Here is a 17957-nt window from a genome sequence, read left to right on the forward strand (position 1 = left end):
ATTACATGAGAAATAGCATATCCACCCATATAACTATGTGATGCATACGTTGAATGCGTCATCTTATCAAATTGTAAATGACTTTCCTCACTCTAATCTGAGTAGTTGATTTCTATAATTTGAAAATTCATTTGTCAGTCTTTTGATTTGCTACTGTGCTTTTGCAAGTGCAATTGAGAGGATAAAAAAACAAGCTACCTCTATAGATAGCTTGTTTTATCATCATGATTTGCGAAATACCCAATAAGACTGACCTAGATAATTTAACCCCGTATAGATAATCATCCCGATCAGAATCGCTCCAGTCTCTTGTAGATTTGGCAATACGTAATGCACTCCCCATAAACTAAGACGATAAGCGATGAGATAGCTAATCGAAACGACGATCAAAAAACGTATCCAATAGTGCCATCCTCCAGCCTCTTGACGAAAGGTGAAGCGACGATTTAGCATATAGCTGACCCAAACACCACATGCATTCCCGATCGCCGTCGCTCCCCAATAACCAGTATGCAAGACATGAAAACAAATCAGTGTCAGCGTCAGACCAACCAGCGTATTAAGAACTCCTACTAATAAGAAACGAAGAAAGGTCATCATTCTCGTTTTTTCTCGACGACATAACGAGGACGTCGTTTGACTTCCTGATATATTTTACCGATGTATTCTCCTATCAGTCCAATACCTAGTAATTGAAGCCCGCCGATGAACCAGATCGACATCATTAAAGACGTCCACCCATCCATCGCTTCTCCTTCATATCTACGATAAAGAGCATATCCGACAAAACCGATCGAGACGATGAGCATGAATAGTGAGACTAAAAATAACAACTTAATCGGACGAACACTAAACGAGGTCACCCCATCCCATGCGAGTGCCATCATCTTTCGTAATGGATATTTTGATTCGCCTGCTGGACGTGATTGACGTGTATAGGTCACTTCTGCTGTTTGAAAACCAAGCGAAGGTACCATCCCCCGCAAAAAGAGATTGCGTTCCGGATGTGCACAAAGTGTTTCGACAGCTCGTTTGCTCATGAGACGATAGTCTGCATGATTGAAGATGGTCTCTACACCCAACCAGTCGATGAAGCGATAAAAGCCTTGAGCAGTCGACCGTTTAAACCAGCTATCGGTCTGACGATCTTCTCTTACCCCATAGACGATATCATTCCCTTTCGCAAATTCACTTAAAAACTGTTCAATCACTTTTACGTCATCCTGAAGGTCCGCATCCATTGACACAACACAATCCGCATCGGTGTGTCCTTCGACAAGACCTGCGAACAAAGCATTTTGATGTCCTACGTTATGTGCTAATTTTAATCCTCTAAACCGACCATCTTGTGCGTGTACATCTTCAATTTGGGACCAGGTATCATCCTGACTTCCATCATCTACGAACAAGACAAAGGAGTCCTCAGAAATGAGGTGTCGTTCTCGCCACTCTGTTAAGAAACGGTGCATCGTATGGACCGTCAAGCGTAATACTTCCGTCTCGTTATAACACGGAATAATTACGCCTAGCGTAGGGATTGTCGTCATCGTCATACCATTACTCCTCCTTAAATGAACTTACTTCGTATTCTCTGTAGTAGCTTGGATACGGTATAACCTAATCTTCCAAGCAGAATGTTGATCTTCAAACGTTTTTTCGTACTGCAATCCAATGGCTGCAGCATTTTTGATTGGTACAGCAGACAAAAGATATGTCGCACCGATTTGCTTCAACTGTGCTGTATTGATAGATAAATGTCGAACCGGTACTTGATGCTCCTTTGTGTACTCGTATTCCTTACCGAGTTCAGATGAAAACACATAGACTCGATTTCCCCACGTATCAAAATAACGTTGTAATAGCTTACTTTTATCCAATTCTCCAGCAATCACCTTTCGGAAAGATGCTTTATAGCGTAATGGATAAAAGTTCACATAACCATCCACGGTTTGCATACCATTGTATTGTGCGATCGCAGGGTGCAATCCGAGAGAAGCGACCTGATAGTCTTTCGTTGGTTGGTTGATAAAGCGTTTAATGTCAGAAAACTGAGAAGTCGCATAAAACGCTTCATAGGATGGATGATGACGATAGAGGAACTCGGGATTCCATGCAAGCAAGACAAGGGTTTGGGCTACGAGCAAACAAGTCACCCATTTTCGTTTGGCAGTTCGCCATAGCCAGTCGAGCATCAAGTAAAACAATGCATACCACAACATCGGTTGAAGGAAGTGGAATCGTGAGAAATTGAAAGTTCTAATGAGAGAGACATGTTGCTTTAACGGATTCCACCCCTCATAAAACCAAAACGCATACCACAGCGATAGTCCAAATAGAAACCACATCAAAGTTCGAATTCGTCTTGCTGCATGATCTTTTTGACGAAATACTAGAAATCCAACAATCAGAAGTGTTAGGAGGATGATGGGCGATTGTACTGCGCGATCATGTGTATGACCAAACACCAAATTCTTAAAAAATAAACGAATACTTGCCCAAAATCCGTTATTCCCTGTTTCGAAGTCATTTCGACTCGTAGGCTCTTCTTCCCACAGCATCGAGAAGACCAGTCGATATTCAATTAATAAGTATAAAAGGACCTGAAGGCCATAGGCGATCCAAAAACGGCTATGAAAACTACGTGCGCGTATCTCCTTCACCATATGGTAAATGGCAAGCGTTGCTAAAAAGAAAACGATTCCTAGCACGAAGCTCGAATAGAACGGAACCACTAACAATACGAATGCACTCGATTTTATTTTCCGTCCATGCCAGATATTCCAATAAGCCCACAATAAGAGTGGCATCCCAAGCGTGCTGAGCATGCCCGATGGCCAGAATGGTGTCCAAGAAAATAGAACTGCTACCCACAGCGCATATGATTTAGGAATAACCCCTTTCGCATGATCACGTAGTAATAAGTACATTCCTAAGAAAGCAAAGATTCGGACCAACGTTTGACTGATCACGTATGCCGTAAATGGTGGGAACCATTGATATAGCCACACGATACCTGTAAACTCACTGACGAAAGCATTTCTCGAGACGATCCCATTCAATAAGTCAGGAACATTTGCATGAAGGCTTGCGTAAATACTATTGGTATCGACCAATGTTTTATACCACGTGATGTTTGAGTCTAGATTATCATGAATACGGACATGTGCATGTTCCCCCAGTAAGACCATCGGTAAAATATAGAGGCAAGCTAGTAGCAGCCCTATTAATATGCGAGTTTTTTCTCTCATCATACCTCTCCTTCATCTACTTTAAGATTTAATTCTTTTGTTAGTAGTTTCAAGAAATCAATTGCCTGTTCTTTTCCTCTTATGACTTTCTTTATGGTATATACTCCCTAAGAAACTATTTCCAATGATACCTTATATCACAATAGGATAGGTGACATTTATTAAATTTACTTTTCAGAATTAAAGTTAATTCAATTAATAAATTAGTTAAATGGAGATTAGAAGAATTAATCAATCTTGACCAGACCTCTTCTTCTTTTTCTACTTTTCCCTTTTATGAATGACTAACTATAGATTTTTTTAATTCTATCGAGGAACTACAAAGAAGCATCGTACCATTTCTGTTAAGAAAAGATACGATGCTTTTGGGTTCTTAAATTTACTTCATCAGCCTTCGAAAAGGAGAACAAGATTTGGAGACTTTGTTTTTTATATGACGAAGTTCCATAGGTACGTGTAAATTTAAAAATGATTTTAATATCGAACTAGAAAGTAACCTGGATTACGCTATTCTCCTAAAAAGCACAAAATAATTAATTACTCAAATGGAGTGCGTTAAAATGCATATTCAAACTATAGATGCTTCAAAAAAGATTTATTATGATGAACTTGGCTGGTTAAGTGCATCTGACTGGTTGCATTGGTTAGATATGCATTTACAGTGCCATTTAAGAAAAAGATAGGCACTACATTACTCCTTATTTACAAAACTAATTATTTTTCATGATCGACTACATTTTTTCTCTATAAAAAAGCATCCATATCGGACGCTCTTTTTGTAGATTGAATATTTACTCTTTATTTTGAAAGATTTCTGTGTTCTCAATACGAATCGCATCTACGATACCGCAATCCATACAAAACGAAAATACTTTTTGAGCACTATGAAATGACCCTTTAGATGGCTTTAGTGGAATATAATCTGTTGCCTCTTGAAAATTAGTACTTCCGCATGATGAGCAAATTTTATTTTCCATTTAAAGTACCCCCAATAAATATTGTCTATAAAGTAATTTACATCTAATTCAATCTTATTTTATCATTCATGATATTCTGAACAAACCAATCTACCTGCCTTGAATGTAGCGATCGAACCAGCACGAGCTGCTGAGCAAGAAAAAGGATTTTCCATTGTCGCCTCTGATGTAAGAATCCCTCTATGCATGTCGCTGAAAACGAAGGTGAAAATCCAGATTGAAGAGTAACGTCTTTTTGCGATAAAGCATCCCTTCTGTAGAGTAAATCTACATAAGAGATGCTTTTTGTGACCTCAAGTTTATTAAACAAAAAATTATCAACTGTAAAAGATTAATTACGTTTTCTTATAAAAAAAGTTGATTCTGTTCGCAATCAGATTGGCTTATCAAAGTTTGGTTTTTTATCCATGCCCCACGTAAAGATCTGTGCCCGTGTATGGCGATTCGGATCGTACAGAGGATCACCCTCGATTTCAGTGTAGGTCCGTGCATGATATACAATGACATCTTGTCCCTGTTCATCTACTGTAAAGCTATTGTGCCCTGGTCCATATTGACCAACCTCTTCATTCGTCGCAAATACGGGTGACGATGATTTTTCCCAAGCATCCGGATTCAATAGGTCTGCGTCTTCTGAGGCACTCAACATACCCATGCAATAATTCTCATCCGTTGCACTAGCGGAATACGTAATGAAGATTTGTCCATGACGCTTCAGGACTGCCGGTCCTTCGTTCACCAGAAAACCCTTTGTCTCCCAATCAAGCTCTGGCTTTGTCAACATGACTTGTGGCTTTTGAATGGTCCATGGATTCTTTAAAGTTGCAATATATAAGTTCGAGTTTCCTTCAATGGAAGGATCTTTTTGTGCCCACACTAAGTAATGAACGTCTTGATGTTCGAAGACGGTCGCGTCAAGAGCAAATGAATCCCACTGCGTTTTTATTTGTCCGCGTTCTAACCATTCGCCTTCTAGAGGATTATCCGAACTATTCTCTAAAACGAACATCCGATGATCAAAGAGTCCGTTTACAATCTCGCGTGACTTCGCAGCCGCAAAATAAAGATACCATTTCCCATGAATACGATGTAATTCGGGTGCCCAAATCAGATCACTCATAGGGCCAGTTTTTGGTTTAATCCATGCTGTCACCGCTTCTGCATCCCTTAGTTCATGGAGAGATCTAGCACGACGCAATTCGATTCGATCGTATTCAGGAACAGACGCTGTAAAATAATAATAACCGTCAGAATGCAGATACATCCATGGATCTGCCCGTTGCTCTAAAACAAGATTTCGATCCTCTGTCTGGTTCATCGTGTGACCTCCTCGTTGACCATCCTGTTTTCAAAAACAGGCACATCTCCCTGCCAAGAAAATGGTCGTACATACGTATGACGATTCGGATCCCATAATGGATCCCCTTCGATTTCTCTATAGTTCCGTGCATGATAAACAATCATATCGGTCCCATCTGCGAGTGTCGTGAAACTGTTATGACCTGGTCCGTATTCACGGATTGACTCATTCGTCGTAAGAACGGGTTGCGGGTATTTTTCCCAATGAGTAGCATCTAACATATCTTCTTTTTCATTGATACGAAGAAAACCTACACAATAATTATGATCCGTCGCGCTTGCTGAAAACGTGACATATATATAGCCATTTCGCTTTAAGACAGCAGGTCCTTCGTTTACAAGAAAGCCGACTTTTTCCCAAGCATATTCCGGTGTCGCAATCATCGTTTGCGGTCCTGTCAATGTCCAAGGATTCTCCATTTCAGAAATATAGAGATTCGAGTTTCCTTCAATTTTTGGATCTTTCTGAGCCCAGATGTAATATAACCGGTTTTCATGCTCGAACGTTGTCGCATCGAGGGCGAATGATTCTTGCCATGTCTTGATTTGTCCTTTTTCCGTCCATTGACCTTCCAGCGGATTGGCTGAACTATTTTCGAGAACGTACATGCGATGATCAAAAATAGCATCTTCACGTGCCGCCGCGAAATAAAGGTACCATTTCCCTTGAATGTGATGTAATTCTGGTGCCCAAATGTTAGCGCTCATGATTCCGGTCGAGCGCTTCTGCCATACGACTTTCTCTTCTGCTTTAGTCAACTCCCCGATCGTCTGAGCACGACGCAGCGGAATCCCGCTAAAGTCAGGTAAGGACGCCGTAAAGTAGTAATAACCATCTGTATGCCGCATGATCCATGGATCCGCGCGTTGTTCTATGATTGGATTTACGATTGTCTCTGTCATAATGAACGCTCCTCTGTTTCAAAGTGGCTCGTCTGTAAGCTCATCTGTTTTAACAGCGTGTGTCTCTCTCGAAGACGATATGCTTCTCTCTTGCTACTCGCTAGAAGAAGAGACGAAATACCGATTTCCTCTGGCTGAAGAGGCGCTTGTAACGAATTAAAAATGGACTCCAACTTCTGTCTTGTTGGCATTTGAGTGACCCAATCACCTAGCTCCTTTGGTACATCAGGTTGTTCTTGGATCATCGCTCTATAAGTATCGATAAGTTCCATCGTCGCAATCGCTACTTTTGCACCGTGTAAGACGGCTGGACGGTCATGCGTTAAGAAATCCATCTCCCAATAATGAGAGAGGTGGTGTTCTCCACCAGATGCAGGATGTGAATGCCCAAAAATCAACATCGCAATTCCTGATAAGATCAATGAATCCATCAGTTGATCCAAACCTTCCGCTTTTTCTGCATAGATATCTGGTAGAGCTTTTACACAATCGGATAAAGCAATTTCTGTCAATCGAGCAACTACAGGACAAAAGGGTTCTTGTCCATCAAAAGCACCAAAACGCCAATCCAGTAAGGAAGTGTACTTCCCAAGCATATCCCCGACACCTGCTGCTATTAACGCCCGAGGTGCATCACGGATAATGTCACTTGGGATGAATACGGCAATTGGTGAGACGAGCTGATAGGTGATTTTTTTCCCTCTTATAATTAAGGGAGCTCCTTTCGAAGTAAACCCGTCCACTGAAGGAGCGGTCGGAACAGACAGAAATGGGATTTTTGCTTTCGCAGCACAAAACCGCGTCACATCATGAATCGTCCCTGCTCCGAGTGCAATCAACGCATCCACACTATCGTCCAACTCGAGCATTACTTGTACAACTGATAGTTCATCAGCTAAAACGTCCCCTTGCCTGTTCGGCGAGAGCGTGACTATTGATACGTCAATTCCTACTGTCAGTAATGCTTTCTTCAGTGGAGAATAACCGACCATCTGCGTATTGACATCACCAATGACGAGGAGGTGCCGCCACTGTTTTTGCTGCACAAACTTGACCACTGATTGCCATACTTTTTCAGAGGCACTGATTTGTTCAATCGTAATGGGGTAATGTAGATTTCCACACGAACAAGTAGCAACCTGCTTTTGTATCTGTTCGAGGTTCATCGACTGACTCCTTTCCCAACGCGATATTCCGTTTCCCAACGATACGTCTCTCCTGCTAATAATCGAATGGATGGAAAATTACTGTGATGAACGGCGTCCGGAAGATGTTGCGGCTCGAGACAAACACCATAATATTTTCGAGAGCGTCCCTCACGTAAGATCGTTTCTTCATTCATCTGGTTTCCTGAATAGAGCACAAGAGCTGGTGCAGTCGTAGACAACATCAAGGAACGCTTACTTTCAGGATCGTACAGCGTCGCTTTTCGTTGGTCGTCGAATAAAAATGGATGATCATAACCATTGACGAGTTGATTTTGTGGATGGCTTGAAGCTGAACCATCTCCTAGCATTCGTCCTGATCGGAAGTCGAACGGGGTCTGATCGACATCCAATAGGCATCCTGTAGGAATCAAATCATCTCGCAGCTCAGCAAATTGATTAGCCGGTAACGTCAATTCATGTCCTAAAATATCACGACTTCCACCACTTAGATTAAAGTACGTATGATTTGTCATATCGCATACCGTATCCGTGTCACTGATTGCCTCATACGTAATCTTGACACCGTCAGCTAACAATTCAAACGATGCTCTGACATCGAGTGTACCCTTATAGCCATTCTCACCATCAGGACTTACATACCGAAGAACGAGATGAGTATTGGATACGTCTTCCATTTTCCAGAATTGACAGTGGAGACCGTCTCCCCCGTGAAGATGATGCTTCCCTTCGTTTTGAGGCAGATGGTACATTGCACCATCCATATCGAATGTCCCGTCCTCGATTCGACCAGCAACACGTCCGACAGTCGCTCCCAAGTAATACGTGTCTGTCTCGTATTCTTCAACCGTATCGTAAGACAAAATGAGATTTTTCCATCCCTCATCTTGAATCGAAAACTCTTGCAGGGTTGCTCCATATGTCAAAATGCGTAAACGACACATATCGTTCTCGAGCGTAAACGCCGTTTGATCTACTACTTCTTGTCGTTCCATCTCAAGTCGCTCCTTTTTCACCAAACCTTCACCGGACAATGCTTTGTTGCAAGGCGTGCCCGGTAAGAGACATAGCACCCGCACTTCAAACAGGTATCGTCCTGATAAAACGGACAGACTGCACATTGACGAAGACGTTCCTGATACTCAGCGTCCGTGACTTGCGGCATGACTTCCGAGTCGATGGTTAATAACCAATCAGTGTCTACTTTTGTCGGTGGACAAGTACGACACCGTCTTGTCTCGACGACTTTCATCTTAGCGAACCGCCACTGTGATGACGCTCATCGCCGGAACATCCATGATGAGCTTTCCGTCTTCTGTCACCTGGACCTCATGATCACGCGGCGCAACCACATCTGGTTGTTCAAACGTGTTATGGGCATTGAGATGATCTGCTGTTAAAATACGTGCCGATACGTTAGAAATCGTCCCCATTCCCCGCAAATCAATTTCTACTTTATCGCTGTTTTGATGATCAAGCTGGCAGAGGCTAATGTGCAATACACCATCAGCATCGCGAGAAGCTGTCGCGTTTACAGAAGGAATCGATTCTTCTTTAGCTACATAGTCACGCGTGATGGCTGCTAGCTCGACTCGTTCAGCATCTTGGTGAACGCGATACATCTCAAAGACATGGTACGTTGGCGTAAGAATGAACTGGTCACCCTCCGTTAAGATCATTGCTTGAAGCACATTGACCATTTGTGCGATGTTCGCCATGTGAACGCGGTCATTATGCTTATGGAAGATATTGAAGTGAATCGCTGCGACAAGTGCATCTCGGATTGAGTTTTGTTGATACAAGAAGCCTGGGTTTGTTCCTGGTTCAACGTCGAACCACGTTCCCCATTCATCAACAATGAGACCGACGCGCTTTTCTGGATCATACTGGTCCATGATTTGTCCATGCTTTGTGATCAGTTCATCCATGTAATAAGCACGTTTTAGGGTGATGAACCATTCATCTTCCGTAAAATCTAACGCTGATCCCTTACCTAACCAAAAATCGCCTGGAATCGTATAATAGTGCAGACTAAGACCATCCATCATCGTACCCGCTTCACGCATGAGAACTTCAGTCCATTTGTAATCATCAATGTTTGCACCACCAGCAATCTTATAGAGTTGATTGCCATCATAATTGCGGACATATGTCTGATAGCGACGATATAGATCGGCGTAATACTCCGGACGCATATTTCCACCGCAACCCCAGTTCTCGTTACCAACACCGAAATACGTAAGCGACCACGGCTCTGTACGGCCATTCTCCTGACGCCAGTTCGCCATCGGTGATTCTCCATTGAACGTCATATATTCGACCCATTCAGACATTTCTTGGACGGTCCCACTTCCAACGTTTCCACAAATATAAGGCTCACACTCTAGTAATTCACAAAGACGCATAAATTCATGGGTTCCGAAATGATTGTTTTCGACGACGCCACCCCAATGTGTATTGACCATCCGCTTTCGGTTTTCATTTGGTCCAATACCATCTTTCCAATGATACTCGTCTGCAAAGCATCCACCCGGCCATCGTAAAACCGGAATGTTCAATTTCTTCAATGCTGTTAATACATCGTTTCGAATGCCATCTGTATTCGGTATGGATGATTCTGGACCAACCCAAAGCCCTTCATAAATACAACGTCCAAGGTGTTCCGCAAAGTGCCCATAGATATGCTTACTGATTTTACCTTTTGGTAAATCTACATTGACGATTAGTTGTGTTGCAGCTTCTTTTGTATTTAGTGTTGATGTGACGAGTTGGTTATTCATAATATCTCCTCCAAGAAAAGGGACCCAGGAAGGTCCCTATAAATTATGGTCGATAGTACAGTTCATTCCAACGTAACTCATTATTAAATCGAACCGTCTCCGTTTCTTTATCGATGACAGCAATTTCAATGTTCAGAAGTTCTGCGAAGTTGCGTAATTGTTCAGTTGTTACTTCATAGGAGTAACAAGTATGGTGCGCTCCCCCGGCTTGGATCCAGTTTTCGACAGCTTGAGCCATCGATGGTTCTGTTTTCCATAGAACACGTGCCACAGGCAGATTCGGCATTGCTTCATCCGGTTGGATGCCCTCGACTGTGTTTACCAAGAGACGGAAGCGATGTCCTAAATCAATCAGACTAGCGTTCAATGCCTTACCATTTTGTCCTTCGAATACCATCCGCGCTGGCGCTTCACGATCTCCGATTCCAAGAGGATGTACCTCGATTCTAGGTTTATTGACCGCAATGGTCGGACAGATCTCGAGCATATGCGCCCCTAAGACCATTTCGTTGCCTGGTTCAAAATGGTAAGTATAGTCTTCCATGAAAGATGTCCGTTCGTTGCTCGCCATGATTTTCATAAGACGAACAAGCGCTGCGGTTTTCCAGTCTCCTTCTCCAGCAAACCCGTACCCTTGCTCCATCAATCGTTGAACGGCTAGCCCAGGTAGTTGCTTGATGCCATGTAGGTCTTCGAAGGTTGTCGTGAAGGCAGTGTATCCACCAGCTTCAAGAAAAGCCTTCATGCCGAGTTCGATGCGACCTTGATAGCGAACCGATTCCTGGAATGCTTCTTCTTCCATTCCAGTATTCGTCACTTCATACCGCGTGCGATATTCTTCCATCAAGTCATCTAAATCTGACTCCGATACCGCATTCATGTAGGTGACGAGATCGCCGACACCATACCCATCAACCGTCCAGCCCAGTTGAATCTGAGCTTCGACTTTGTCACCTTCTGTCACTGCTACATTCCGCATGTTGTCACCGAATCGCGCGACTTTTAAGTTCTTACTTTCCGCTAACGCATGTGCTACATTCATCCAAGATGACATCTTTTGACGTGTGAGTTCATCTTCCCAATGACCGACGAGCACTTTTCGCTTCACGTTCATTCGGCTTGTGATAAAACCATGTTCACGATCACCATGCGCCGACTGATTGAGGTTCATGAAATCCATATCGATCGCATCCCACGGGATGTCACGATTGAACTGTGTCCCAAAATGGAGCAATGGTTTTTGTAACACACGCATCCCACTAATCCACATTTTCGATGGTGAGAAGGTATGCATCCATGTGATCACACCGGCACAGGCATCATCAGCATTCGCCTGCAACATCATCTGCCGAATTTCTTCTGCATTTTTGACGACTCCCTTGTAAACAATTCGATCCCGGAAGACGTCCGCTACATCTAATCCTGAGACCATCTCTTTCGAATGTGTTTCGACTTGACGAATTACCTCCTCACCGTAGAGCATCTGGCTTCCTGTCACGAACCAAAATTCGTGTGTGTTTGCTGTCAACATTTAAAATCCCCCTCATCTAGCTATGTGCACCTATCATTTCTGACCGTAGTAGGCGTTTGCTCCGTGTTTGCGCAAGTAGTGTTTATCTAAGATGCTTTGTTTGATGGGTGCTAATCCTGGATTCAGATTCAAGGCATGAATACCCATCTTGGCTACTTCCTCAAGTACGACTGCATTGTGCACGGCTTCATCCGCATGCTTCCCCCAACAAAAAGGTGCATGATTTGCGACCAGCACGCCTGGTACAGCAACAGCTTCCAAGTGTAGTTCGTTCAACGTCTCAATGATGACGTTTCCGGTTTCTAACTCGTACGCCGTCTCGATCTCTTCATCAGATAGTTCACGTGTACACGGAATTTCTCCATAAAAGTAGTCGGCATGTGTCGTTCCGAATGCAGGAATTGCTCGTTTTGCTTGCGCCCAGCTTGTCGCCCAAGGGGAATGCGTATGGACAATGCCTCCGATCTCAGGCAGAGCACGATACAAAGCCAAATGTGTTGGCGTATCAGAAGATGGACGTAGATCACCCTCGACGACATTGCCTTCTAAATCGACTACGACTAAATCCTCTATCGTCAAAGCGTCATAGGGGACACCACTCGGTTTGATAACGACTAAACCCGCATTTCGATCAATCCCACTGACGTTTCCCCACGTAAAGGTGACTAAGTCATGCTTTGGCAATGCTAGGTTCGCTTCAAGCACTTCTTCTTTTAATTGACGACTCACCATACAGGTTCTCCCTTCTGACGCGACGCTTCAGCTTTGATTTTCTTTAATCGCTTCATCACATCGTTTTCTCCACGACCGAAATAATCGTATAGTTTCGTATACTCAGCGAACAGCGCCTCATACACTTCAACGTTTTCTGGAATCGGAAGATATGTTTTTTCTTTTACACGTCCCATCTTCGTCGCTGCTTCCGTGATGGTGGCATAACCGCCTCGTTCTGCTCCTGCGGCTACGGCACCGAACATGGCAGATCCTAAAGCGGGGGTTTGAGAAGAGGCTGAAATCTTGATTTCCATGTTTAGAACGTCAGCATAAATCTGCATCATCAAGGCATTCTTCTCCGCAATTCCTCCTGCAGCGTATACTTCGTGGACGGGAACACCGCTTGTGCGGAACGCTTCGACAATCGTTCGCGTGCCATAGGCCGTCGCTTCAATCAATGCGCGGTAGATATCTTCTGGTTTTGTCAGTAATGTTGCACCTAGAAGTACACCCGTCAGATTTGTATCCACTAGTGTAGAACGATTTCCGTTCCACCAATCAAGGGCGATCAATCCATGTTCACCGACGCGTTGCATCGTTGCCTTATCGGTCAATAATTGATGCGTACTAACTCCTTGAAGAGTTGCTTCTTGCAAATAGTCACTTGGTACACAGTTTTCGATGAACCATTCGAAATGATCTCCGACACAGGACTGACCAGCTTCGTACCCCATATACCCTGGTAAGACTCCGTCTTCGACGATCCCGCACATACCGGGTACGACCTGCTCCTCTTCACCAAGCAGGATATGACAAGTAGAGGTTCCCATCACCATCAACAACTTACCGGGTTCCGTGATTCCAACGGCAGGTACTGCAACATGCGCATCAACATTTCCTACTGCAACGGCAGTTCCCGGAAGGAGACCGATTCGTTCTGCAAAGGATATCGTTAATTCTCCTGCTTTGGCCCCGATTGGTGCGATGTCATTGGAAAGCTTCTCTTCAACTACGTTCTCAAGTCGTGGATCTAACGCTTTAAAAAACTCATTTGAAGGATAGCCTTCCTGTTTGTGCCAGATCGCTTTATAGCCAGCCGTACAACTATTGCGTACCACTTTTCCAGTCAATTGAGAAACGACCCAATCCGTCGCCTCTAAAATTTCGTGAGCAGCCTCGTAAATGAAGGGTGCTTCGTTTAGAATTTGCCAGACTTTTGGAATCATCCATTCGGATGAGATTTTCCCGCCGTAACGCTTTAAAAAAGGTTCTTCGCGTTCAGTCGCAATACGGTTCAAAGCGTCTGCCTCGTCTTGAGCTGCATGATGCTTCCACAACTTCACATAGCTATGCGGATTATGTTGATACTCTTCATGGAAGCACAACGGATTTAAACCGGCATCGATCGGTAGAATCGTACAAGCTGTAAAATCGATGCCGAGCCCGATGACTTGTTCTTTCGTGATACCTGCCTCTTTGACAACTGCCGGGATCGTCATTTCCAGGACCTCTAAATAATCACGCGGATGTTGGAGTGCCCAGTCATGTTCAAGCCGTGTTTTTCCATCAGGCAAAAATTGATCCATCACTCCATGTGTGTATGGTTTGACTGCAGTCGCCACTTCGTGACCTGTTTCGACGTCAATCAAGACGGCTCTACCTGATTGCGTGCCATAATCAATTCCGATTGTATATTTCGACATTTCATCACCCTACTCCCAAAAAGAATACGCTTACATTTCAGAAGAAAAAATAAAGTGTGTGGGCACTCTCTTGTTTTCATCCGGACAAATAATCAAAATCCATGCAGAAAATTTAAATAAACAATAAATTTGTACGTATAACTTACACTATGATTGTATCAATTATTTAAGAATATGCAATCATTTTTCAGAAAAATACGCATTTTTTGACGTTTTTTTCTATCTATCAGATGATTAACCTTCTTTAATACATTCATTTGTCCGTACAAATGATGGGTTCAACGTCTTTTTGCCCAAACTGCTGTTCCATCCTTACTAAGACCTGTCATGATGATCGTTGATTTCCAATTTTCCCAATCCCATGCTGCACCAACCTGTAACTCGTATGTCTCCTGTCCTATGCGTAATTCAAGGATGCTTCCCTTTAGTTGCCATGAACCCTTCTTACCCAAAAGACTGCCATCCTTTTGCAACTTTAGCTTTCTTGATTGTTGCTGACCGTCATCAAAGCGCGGGAAAGCAATGATCTCCCATTCTCCAACGATCTGCTCTTTTTGAACATTGATTTTCTTTTCACCTGCGTAGCGTTCGGGCGAAACCACTGGCCATCCATCTTTTGTCCAATACACTTTCCTCACCTGCAATTGCGACCAGTAGATATCTTCGCTTGGTCGAGCTTGATGAATAATAAAGGTATCTTTTCCATCCTGTAAAAATGCAGAATGACCAGTTCCCACATATCCCTCGTCTCCTTCAAAACGATAGGAACCAACAATTTTTACACCAGTATCAAAAGATTCATTTGAAGTATCACGCAAATCACGACCACGTGAATCAACATAAGGTCCATTGATTGATTTCGAGCGCCCAATCCTTACATTATACGAATCTTCTAGCCAACCGTATGAAACCATCAAGTAGTAGTAACCTGTCTTTGCGTTGAAAAGAATTTCTGGACCTTCAATTCCCATCGTCATATCTTTTCGCTTAGCCAGCAACTCCCCTTCTGATGACTTTTTCATCAGCTTTCCTGTATTCGGATTGATTTCCGTCAAGAAGATACCGCCAAAATAGGAACCATACGTCATCCACCATTTCCCCGTTTTATCTTGGAGCACATGAGGATCAATCGCGTTGACCGTTTTTCCATCTCCTTCTTTTGAGGCGATGACGACTCCCTGATCGTGCCATGGACCCTCAATATTTGAAGCGCTCGCCATTCCAATATACGAGGTACGACTCCCGACTTTTGAGACAGAATAGTAAAGGTAGAATGTATCCTTGATCTTCGTAATAGAAGGGGCCCAAAACGTATTTCCTCCTGTCCATTTGAATGCTTCTTGAGAGACTTCGTCAAATACACGTCCTGTAAATTGCCAGTTAATGAGATCGTTTGATTTTCGAATCTGGATGCCCGGTGTCGGTGGACCTCCTACCATATAATCTGTCGAAAACACATAATAGGTATCACCTTCTTTTATGATCGCTCCGTCATGCGCAAAGTTTGTAGTCCATTTCTTTTCCTGATTCAAAATATCAGGTTGTACGTCTGCTACTTCCTTATCGAATGGCGCTTTCGGTAATTCCAAATCTTCGAGAGACGCATTCGTAGACCACCAAAAAAAAGAGCACCCTGCAATGAATAAGACAATGATCCCCATCATCATTTTTTTCATATTGTTTTTTTCCTCCTTTAATCACAAACACCCGCCTTTACTTAAGACGGGTGTTTCATCTTTTCGTTACAGCTCAACCTTTAACGCCAGAAATGGCAATCGATTCGATGATTTGTTTTTGAAAGATCATGAAGACGATCAGCATTGGTAATAAGGCGACAACAGACGCGGCCATGATTAACGGATAATCACTTTGAATAGCATAAGATGCATTAAAGTTGGCGATGACCAATTGCAGGGTTTGTTTTTCGGGAGAATTGAGATAAAGAATCGGACCGAGATAATCGTTCCAAATCGCCATGAACCATAAAATCAATTGTGCAGCTACAGCGGGCTTGATCAATGGAAAGACGATTTTATAAAAGATTTGAAAATAGGAACAACCGTCAATTTTAGCCGCTTCGATGATAGAATTCGGAATACTGTTCAAGAATTGACGTAAGAAGAAAATCATGAAGATATTTCCGAACAAACCAGGTACGATCAACGGAAGAAGGGTATCGATCCACCCGATTTCCGAGAACATCATAAACTGCGGAATCATCAGGACAGGATACGGAATCATGACAGACGCGAACAAAAGAAGAAAGATTTTATTTTTTCCTCTGAAATTCAACTTAGCGAACGCGAATGCCGCAAGACTCGAGGTGAACGTTCCAACTATCGTGACAGATAGGGCGACGATCAGACTGTTCGATATACCAGACAACAGCGGACCCATATTCCAAATCTCCATATACTTATTGAACGATATGTCTGTGGGAATCCAAACCGGTGGAAGGGAAAACACTTCATCTTTTGACTTCAGAGAGGTCGATACCATCCACAATAATGGTGCGATCATGACGATTGCACCCATCGTCAGAAAGATGAAGACGAATATATCAGTAATTCGATCTTTTTTCTTCACGGACATCATCTCTACTTTTTCTTTTTTACGGGTAAGGGCTAACTGCATGGTCATTCTCCTTTCTAAGGTATGAATGTCTCAATCCAAGTCAAATGATGATTTTTCGTTCATACGGAATTGGAACAAGGTAACGATGAAAATGAAAAGACCGAGAACGAGTGCCATCGCTGAAGCATAGCCCAACTGGAAGTTTCCGAAGGACTTTTGCCAAATGTAGAAGACGGCAGAAGCAGAGGAATACTCCGGTCCCCCTGTCGGCGTCATGACGTTGATTTCCGTAAAGATTTGCGCCCCACCAATAATATTTGTCACGATGATGAAGAAGGTGACCGGTTTAACCATTGGGAGCGTAATATACCAAAAGCAGTGCCAGGCATTCGCACCATCTAATTTTGCTGCTTCATAATACGAACGCGGTACACTCTGCAAGGCTGCCAAATACAAGAGCATCGTATAGCCAAGACCTTTCCAAATCGCCATGACGATCAATGCCGGCTTAACGGTATTGGCATTTTGGAGCCAGTTCGGACCATCAATACCAATCAAGTCCAAGAACTGATTCACCAAACCATAATCACCGTTATATGCCCACTGCCACAAAATCGAGACAGCCGCGATGGAAGAGATAACGGGAATGTAATAGATGACGCGGAACGTATTAGTACCAAAAATCCCTCGATTCAACGCGAGGGCAAGGAGAAGTGCTAATACGATGCCAATTGGAATCCCGATCATCATGAACAGCGTGTTGTACATGGCTTTATAAAAATACTCATCTTGAAACACATTAATAAAATTTTCTAGTCCGATGAACTTCATTTGTCCGAGTCCGTTCCAGTTCGTGAATGCACCATAGAAGGAATACATTAACGGAATTAACGCAAATAGAAAGAACCCAATCACCGGAGCCGCAACGAATAGATAGGCATACCGTTGCTCCGTACGATATAACTTGGGAATCGGTTTTGTCTTCATTGTCTTCCATCCTTT

The 17957-nt window shown here is 43.2% G+C and carries 16 protein-coding genes and 1 pseudogene; 1 reads left to right on the top strand and 16 read right to left on the bottom strand.

The window, feature by feature from the left end; genetic code table 11:
* Positions 1-222 precede the first annotated feature (222 nt).
* The 4 genes from BW42_RS05375 to BW42_RS05390 all read right to left on the bottom strand — a co-directional run bounded on the left by BW42_RS05375 (position 223) and on the right by BW42_RS05390 (position 4225).
* Complete coding sequence (locus BW42_RS05375; RefSeq protein WP_052019038.1) at positions 223-600, bottom strand: GtrA family protein; 378 nt, start codon at positions 598-600, stop codon at positions 223-225.
* On the bottom strand, positions 597-1553 hold the full coding sequence (locus tag BW42_RS05380) for a glycosyltransferase family 2 protein (RefSeq protein ID WP_231496861.1): 957 nt from the start codon (positions 1551-1553) through the stop codon (positions 597-599). Before BW42_RS05380 ends, BW42_RS05375 begins: the two co-directional genes overlap by 4 nt.
* A gap of 24 nt (positions 1554-1577) precedes the next feature.
* Positions 1578-3248 carry a DUF6044 family protein gene (locus tag BW42_RS05385; protein WP_231496862.1) on the bottom strand — a complete coding sequence of 557 codons (1671 nt, stop codon included), beginning with the start codon at positions 3246-3248 and terminating at the stop codon, positions 1578-1580.
* Between the two features lie 791 nt (positions 3249-4039).
* Positions 4040-4225, bottom strand: coding sequence for a hypothetical protein (locus tag BW42_RS05390; protein ID WP_035408297.1), 186 nt, complete (start codon positions 4223-4225; stop codon positions 4040-4042).
* A gap of 87 nt (positions 4226-4312) precedes the next feature.
* Between BW42_RS05390 and BW42_RS16680 the strand changes: the two are divergent.
* Positions 4313-4453, top strand: a pseudogene (locus BW42_RS16680) (hypothetical protein); the annotation flags it as partial.
* A gap of 145 nt (positions 4454-4598) precedes the next feature.
* Here BW42_RS16680 and BW42_RS05395 read toward each other — a convergent pair.
* The 12 genes from BW42_RS05395 to BW42_RS05445 all read right to left on the bottom strand — a co-directional run bounded on the left by BW42_RS05395 (position 4599) and on the right by BW42_RS05445 (position 17942).
* Positions 4599-5543, bottom strand: coding sequence for a family 43 glycosylhydrolase (locus BW42_RS05395; RefSeq protein WP_035408298.1), 945 nt, complete (start codon positions 5541-5543; stop codon positions 4599-4601).
* Positions 5540-6487: a family 43 glycosylhydrolase gene (locus tag BW42_RS05400; protein WP_035408299.1), complete on the bottom strand. Its 948-nt coding sequence runs from the start codon at positions 6485-6487 to the stop codon at positions 5540-5542. Before BW42_RS05400 ends, BW42_RS05395 begins: the two co-directional genes overlap by 4 nt.
* Positions 6484-7653 (bottom strand): sn-glycerol-1-phosphate dehydrogenase, encoded by a 1170-nt coding sequence (locus BW42_RS05405; protein WP_052019040.1) that lies wholly within the window; start codon positions 7651-7653, stop codon positions 6484-6486. The genes BW42_RS05400 and BW42_RS05405 overlap by 4 nt, the downstream gene beginning before the upstream one ends.
* Entirely contained in the window at positions 7650-8648 is a 999-nt protein-coding gene (locus BW42_RS05410) for an aldose epimerase family protein (protein ID WP_035408300.1), read from the bottom strand. The genes BW42_RS05405 and BW42_RS05410 overlap by 4 nt, the downstream gene beginning before the upstream one ends.
* Before the next feature lie 17 nt (positions 8649-8665).
* Positions 8666-8905: a DUF6171 family protein gene (locus BW42_RS16405; protein ID WP_197026216.1), complete on the bottom strand. Its 240-nt coding sequence runs from the start codon at positions 8903-8905 to the stop codon at positions 8666-8668.
* Between the two features lies 1 nt (position 8906).
* A complete protein-coding gene (locus BW42_RS05415) occupies positions 8907-10433 on the bottom strand; it encodes an alpha-N-arabinofuranosidase (protein WP_052019041.1) in 1527 nt (508 codons plus the stop codon).
* Between the two features lie 43 nt (positions 10434-10476).
* The gene (gene araA, locus BW42_RS05420; RefSeq protein ID WP_035408301.1) at positions 10477-11964 is read right to left on the bottom strand and encodes an L-arabinose isomerase; all 1488 of its coding nucleotides are present in this window, start codon (positions 11962-11964) and stop codon (positions 10477-10479) included.
* 33 nt (positions 11965-11997) lie between these two features.
* A complete protein-coding gene (araD, locus tag BW42_RS05425; RefSeq protein ID WP_035408302.1) occupies positions 11998-12696 on the bottom strand; it encodes an L-ribulose-5-phosphate 4-epimerase in 699 nt (232 codons plus the stop codon).
* A complete protein-coding gene (araB, locus tag BW42_RS05430) occupies positions 12690-14381 on the bottom strand; it encodes a ribulokinase (protein ID WP_035408303.1) in 1692 nt (563 codons plus the stop codon). The genes araD and araB overlap by 7 nt, the downstream gene beginning before the upstream one ends.
* Before the next feature lie 278 nt (positions 14382-14659).
* On the bottom strand, positions 14660-16057 hold the full coding sequence (locus BW42_RS05435; protein ID WP_035408304.1) for an arabinan endo-1,5-alpha-L-arabinosidase: 1398 nt from the start codon (positions 16055-16057) through the stop codon (positions 14660-14662).
* A 73-nt stretch (positions 16058-16130) separates the two neighbouring features.
* Positions 16131-16973: a carbohydrate ABC transporter permease gene (locus BW42_RS05440; RefSeq protein WP_081780401.1), complete on the bottom strand. Its 843-nt coding sequence runs from the start codon at positions 16971-16973 to the stop codon at positions 16131-16133.
* Between the two features lie 72 nt (positions 16974-17045).
* Entirely contained in the window at positions 17046-17942 is an 897-nt protein-coding gene (locus tag BW42_RS05445) for a carbohydrate ABC transporter permease (protein WP_035408306.1), read from the bottom strand.
* Between the last annotated feature and the right edge of the window lie 15 nt (positions 17943-17957).

Origin of the sequence: Exiguobacterium sp. RIT341 (assembly GCF_000632205.1) — a bacterium.
In the GTDB taxonomy this organism is placed as follows: Bacteria; Bacillota; Bacilli; order Exiguobacteriales; family Exiguobacteriaceae; genus Exiguobacterium_A.

What these genes read in the sequence shown, in the direction of transcription:
- BW42_RS05375 (WP_052019038.1), bottom strand. Translation starts at nt 600, where the DNA reads ATGATGACCTTTCTTCGTTTCTTATTAGTAGGAGTTCTTAATACGCTG.
- BW42_RS05380 (WP_231496861.1), bottom strand. Translation starts at nt 1,553, where the DNA reads ATGACGATGACGACAATCCCTACGCTAGGCGTAATTATTCCGTGTTAT.
- BW42_RS05385 (WP_231496862.1), bottom strand. Translation starts at nt 3,248, where the DNA reads ATGAGAGAAAAAACTCGCATATTAATAGGGCTGCTACTAGCTTGCCTC.
- BW42_RS05390 (WP_035408297.1), bottom strand. Translation starts at nt 4,225, where the DNA reads ATGGAAAATAAAATTTGCTCATCATGCGGAAGTACTAATTTTCAAGAG.
- BW42_RS05395 (WP_035408298.1), bottom strand. Translation starts at nt 5,543, where the DNA reads ATGAACCAGACAGAGGATCGAAATCTTGTTTTAGAGCAACGGGCAGAT.
- BW42_RS05400 (WP_035408299.1), bottom strand. Translation starts at nt 6,487, where the DNA reads ATGACAGAGACAATCGTAAATCCAATCATAGAACAACGCGCGGATCCA.
- BW42_RS05405 (WP_052019040.1), bottom strand. Translation starts at nt 7,653, where the DNA reads ATGAACCTCGAACAGATACAAAAGCAGGTTGCTACTTGTTCGTGTGGA.
- BW42_RS05410 (WP_035408300.1), bottom strand. Translation starts at nt 8,648, where the DNA reads ATGGAACGACAAGAAGTAGTAGATCAAACGGCGTTTACGCTCGAGAAC.
- BW42_RS16405 (WP_197026216.1), bottom strand. Translation starts at nt 8,905, where the DNA reads ATGAAAGTCGTCGAGACAAGACGGTGTCGTACTTGTCCACCGACAAAA.
- BW42_RS05415 (WP_052019041.1), bottom strand. Translation starts at nt 10,433, where the DNA reads ATGAATAACCAACTCGTCACATCAACACTAAATACAAAAGAAGCTGCA.
- araA (WP_035408301.1), bottom strand. Translation starts at nt 11,964, where the DNA reads ATGTTGACAGCAAACACACACGAATTTTGGTTCGTGACAGGAAGCCAG.
- araD (WP_035408302.1), bottom strand. Translation starts at nt 12,696, where the DNA reads ATGGTGAGTCGTCAATTAAAAGAAGAAGTGCTTGAAGCGAACCTAGCA.
- araB (WP_035408303.1), bottom strand. Translation starts at nt 14,381, where the DNA reads ATGTCGAAATATACAATCGGAATTGATTATGGCACGCAATCAGGTAGA.
- BW42_RS05435 (WP_035408304.1), bottom strand. Translation starts at nt 16,057, where the DNA reads ATGAAAAAAATGATGATGGGGATCATTGTCTTATTCATTGCAGGGTGC.
- BW42_RS05440 (WP_081780401.1), bottom strand. Translation starts at nt 16,973, where the DNA reads ATGTCCGTGAAGAAAAAAGATCGAATTACTGATATATTCGTCTTCATC.
- BW42_RS05445 (WP_035408306.1), bottom strand. Translation starts at nt 17,942, where the DNA reads ATGAAGACAAAACCGATTCCCAAGTTATATCGTACGGAGCAACGGTAT.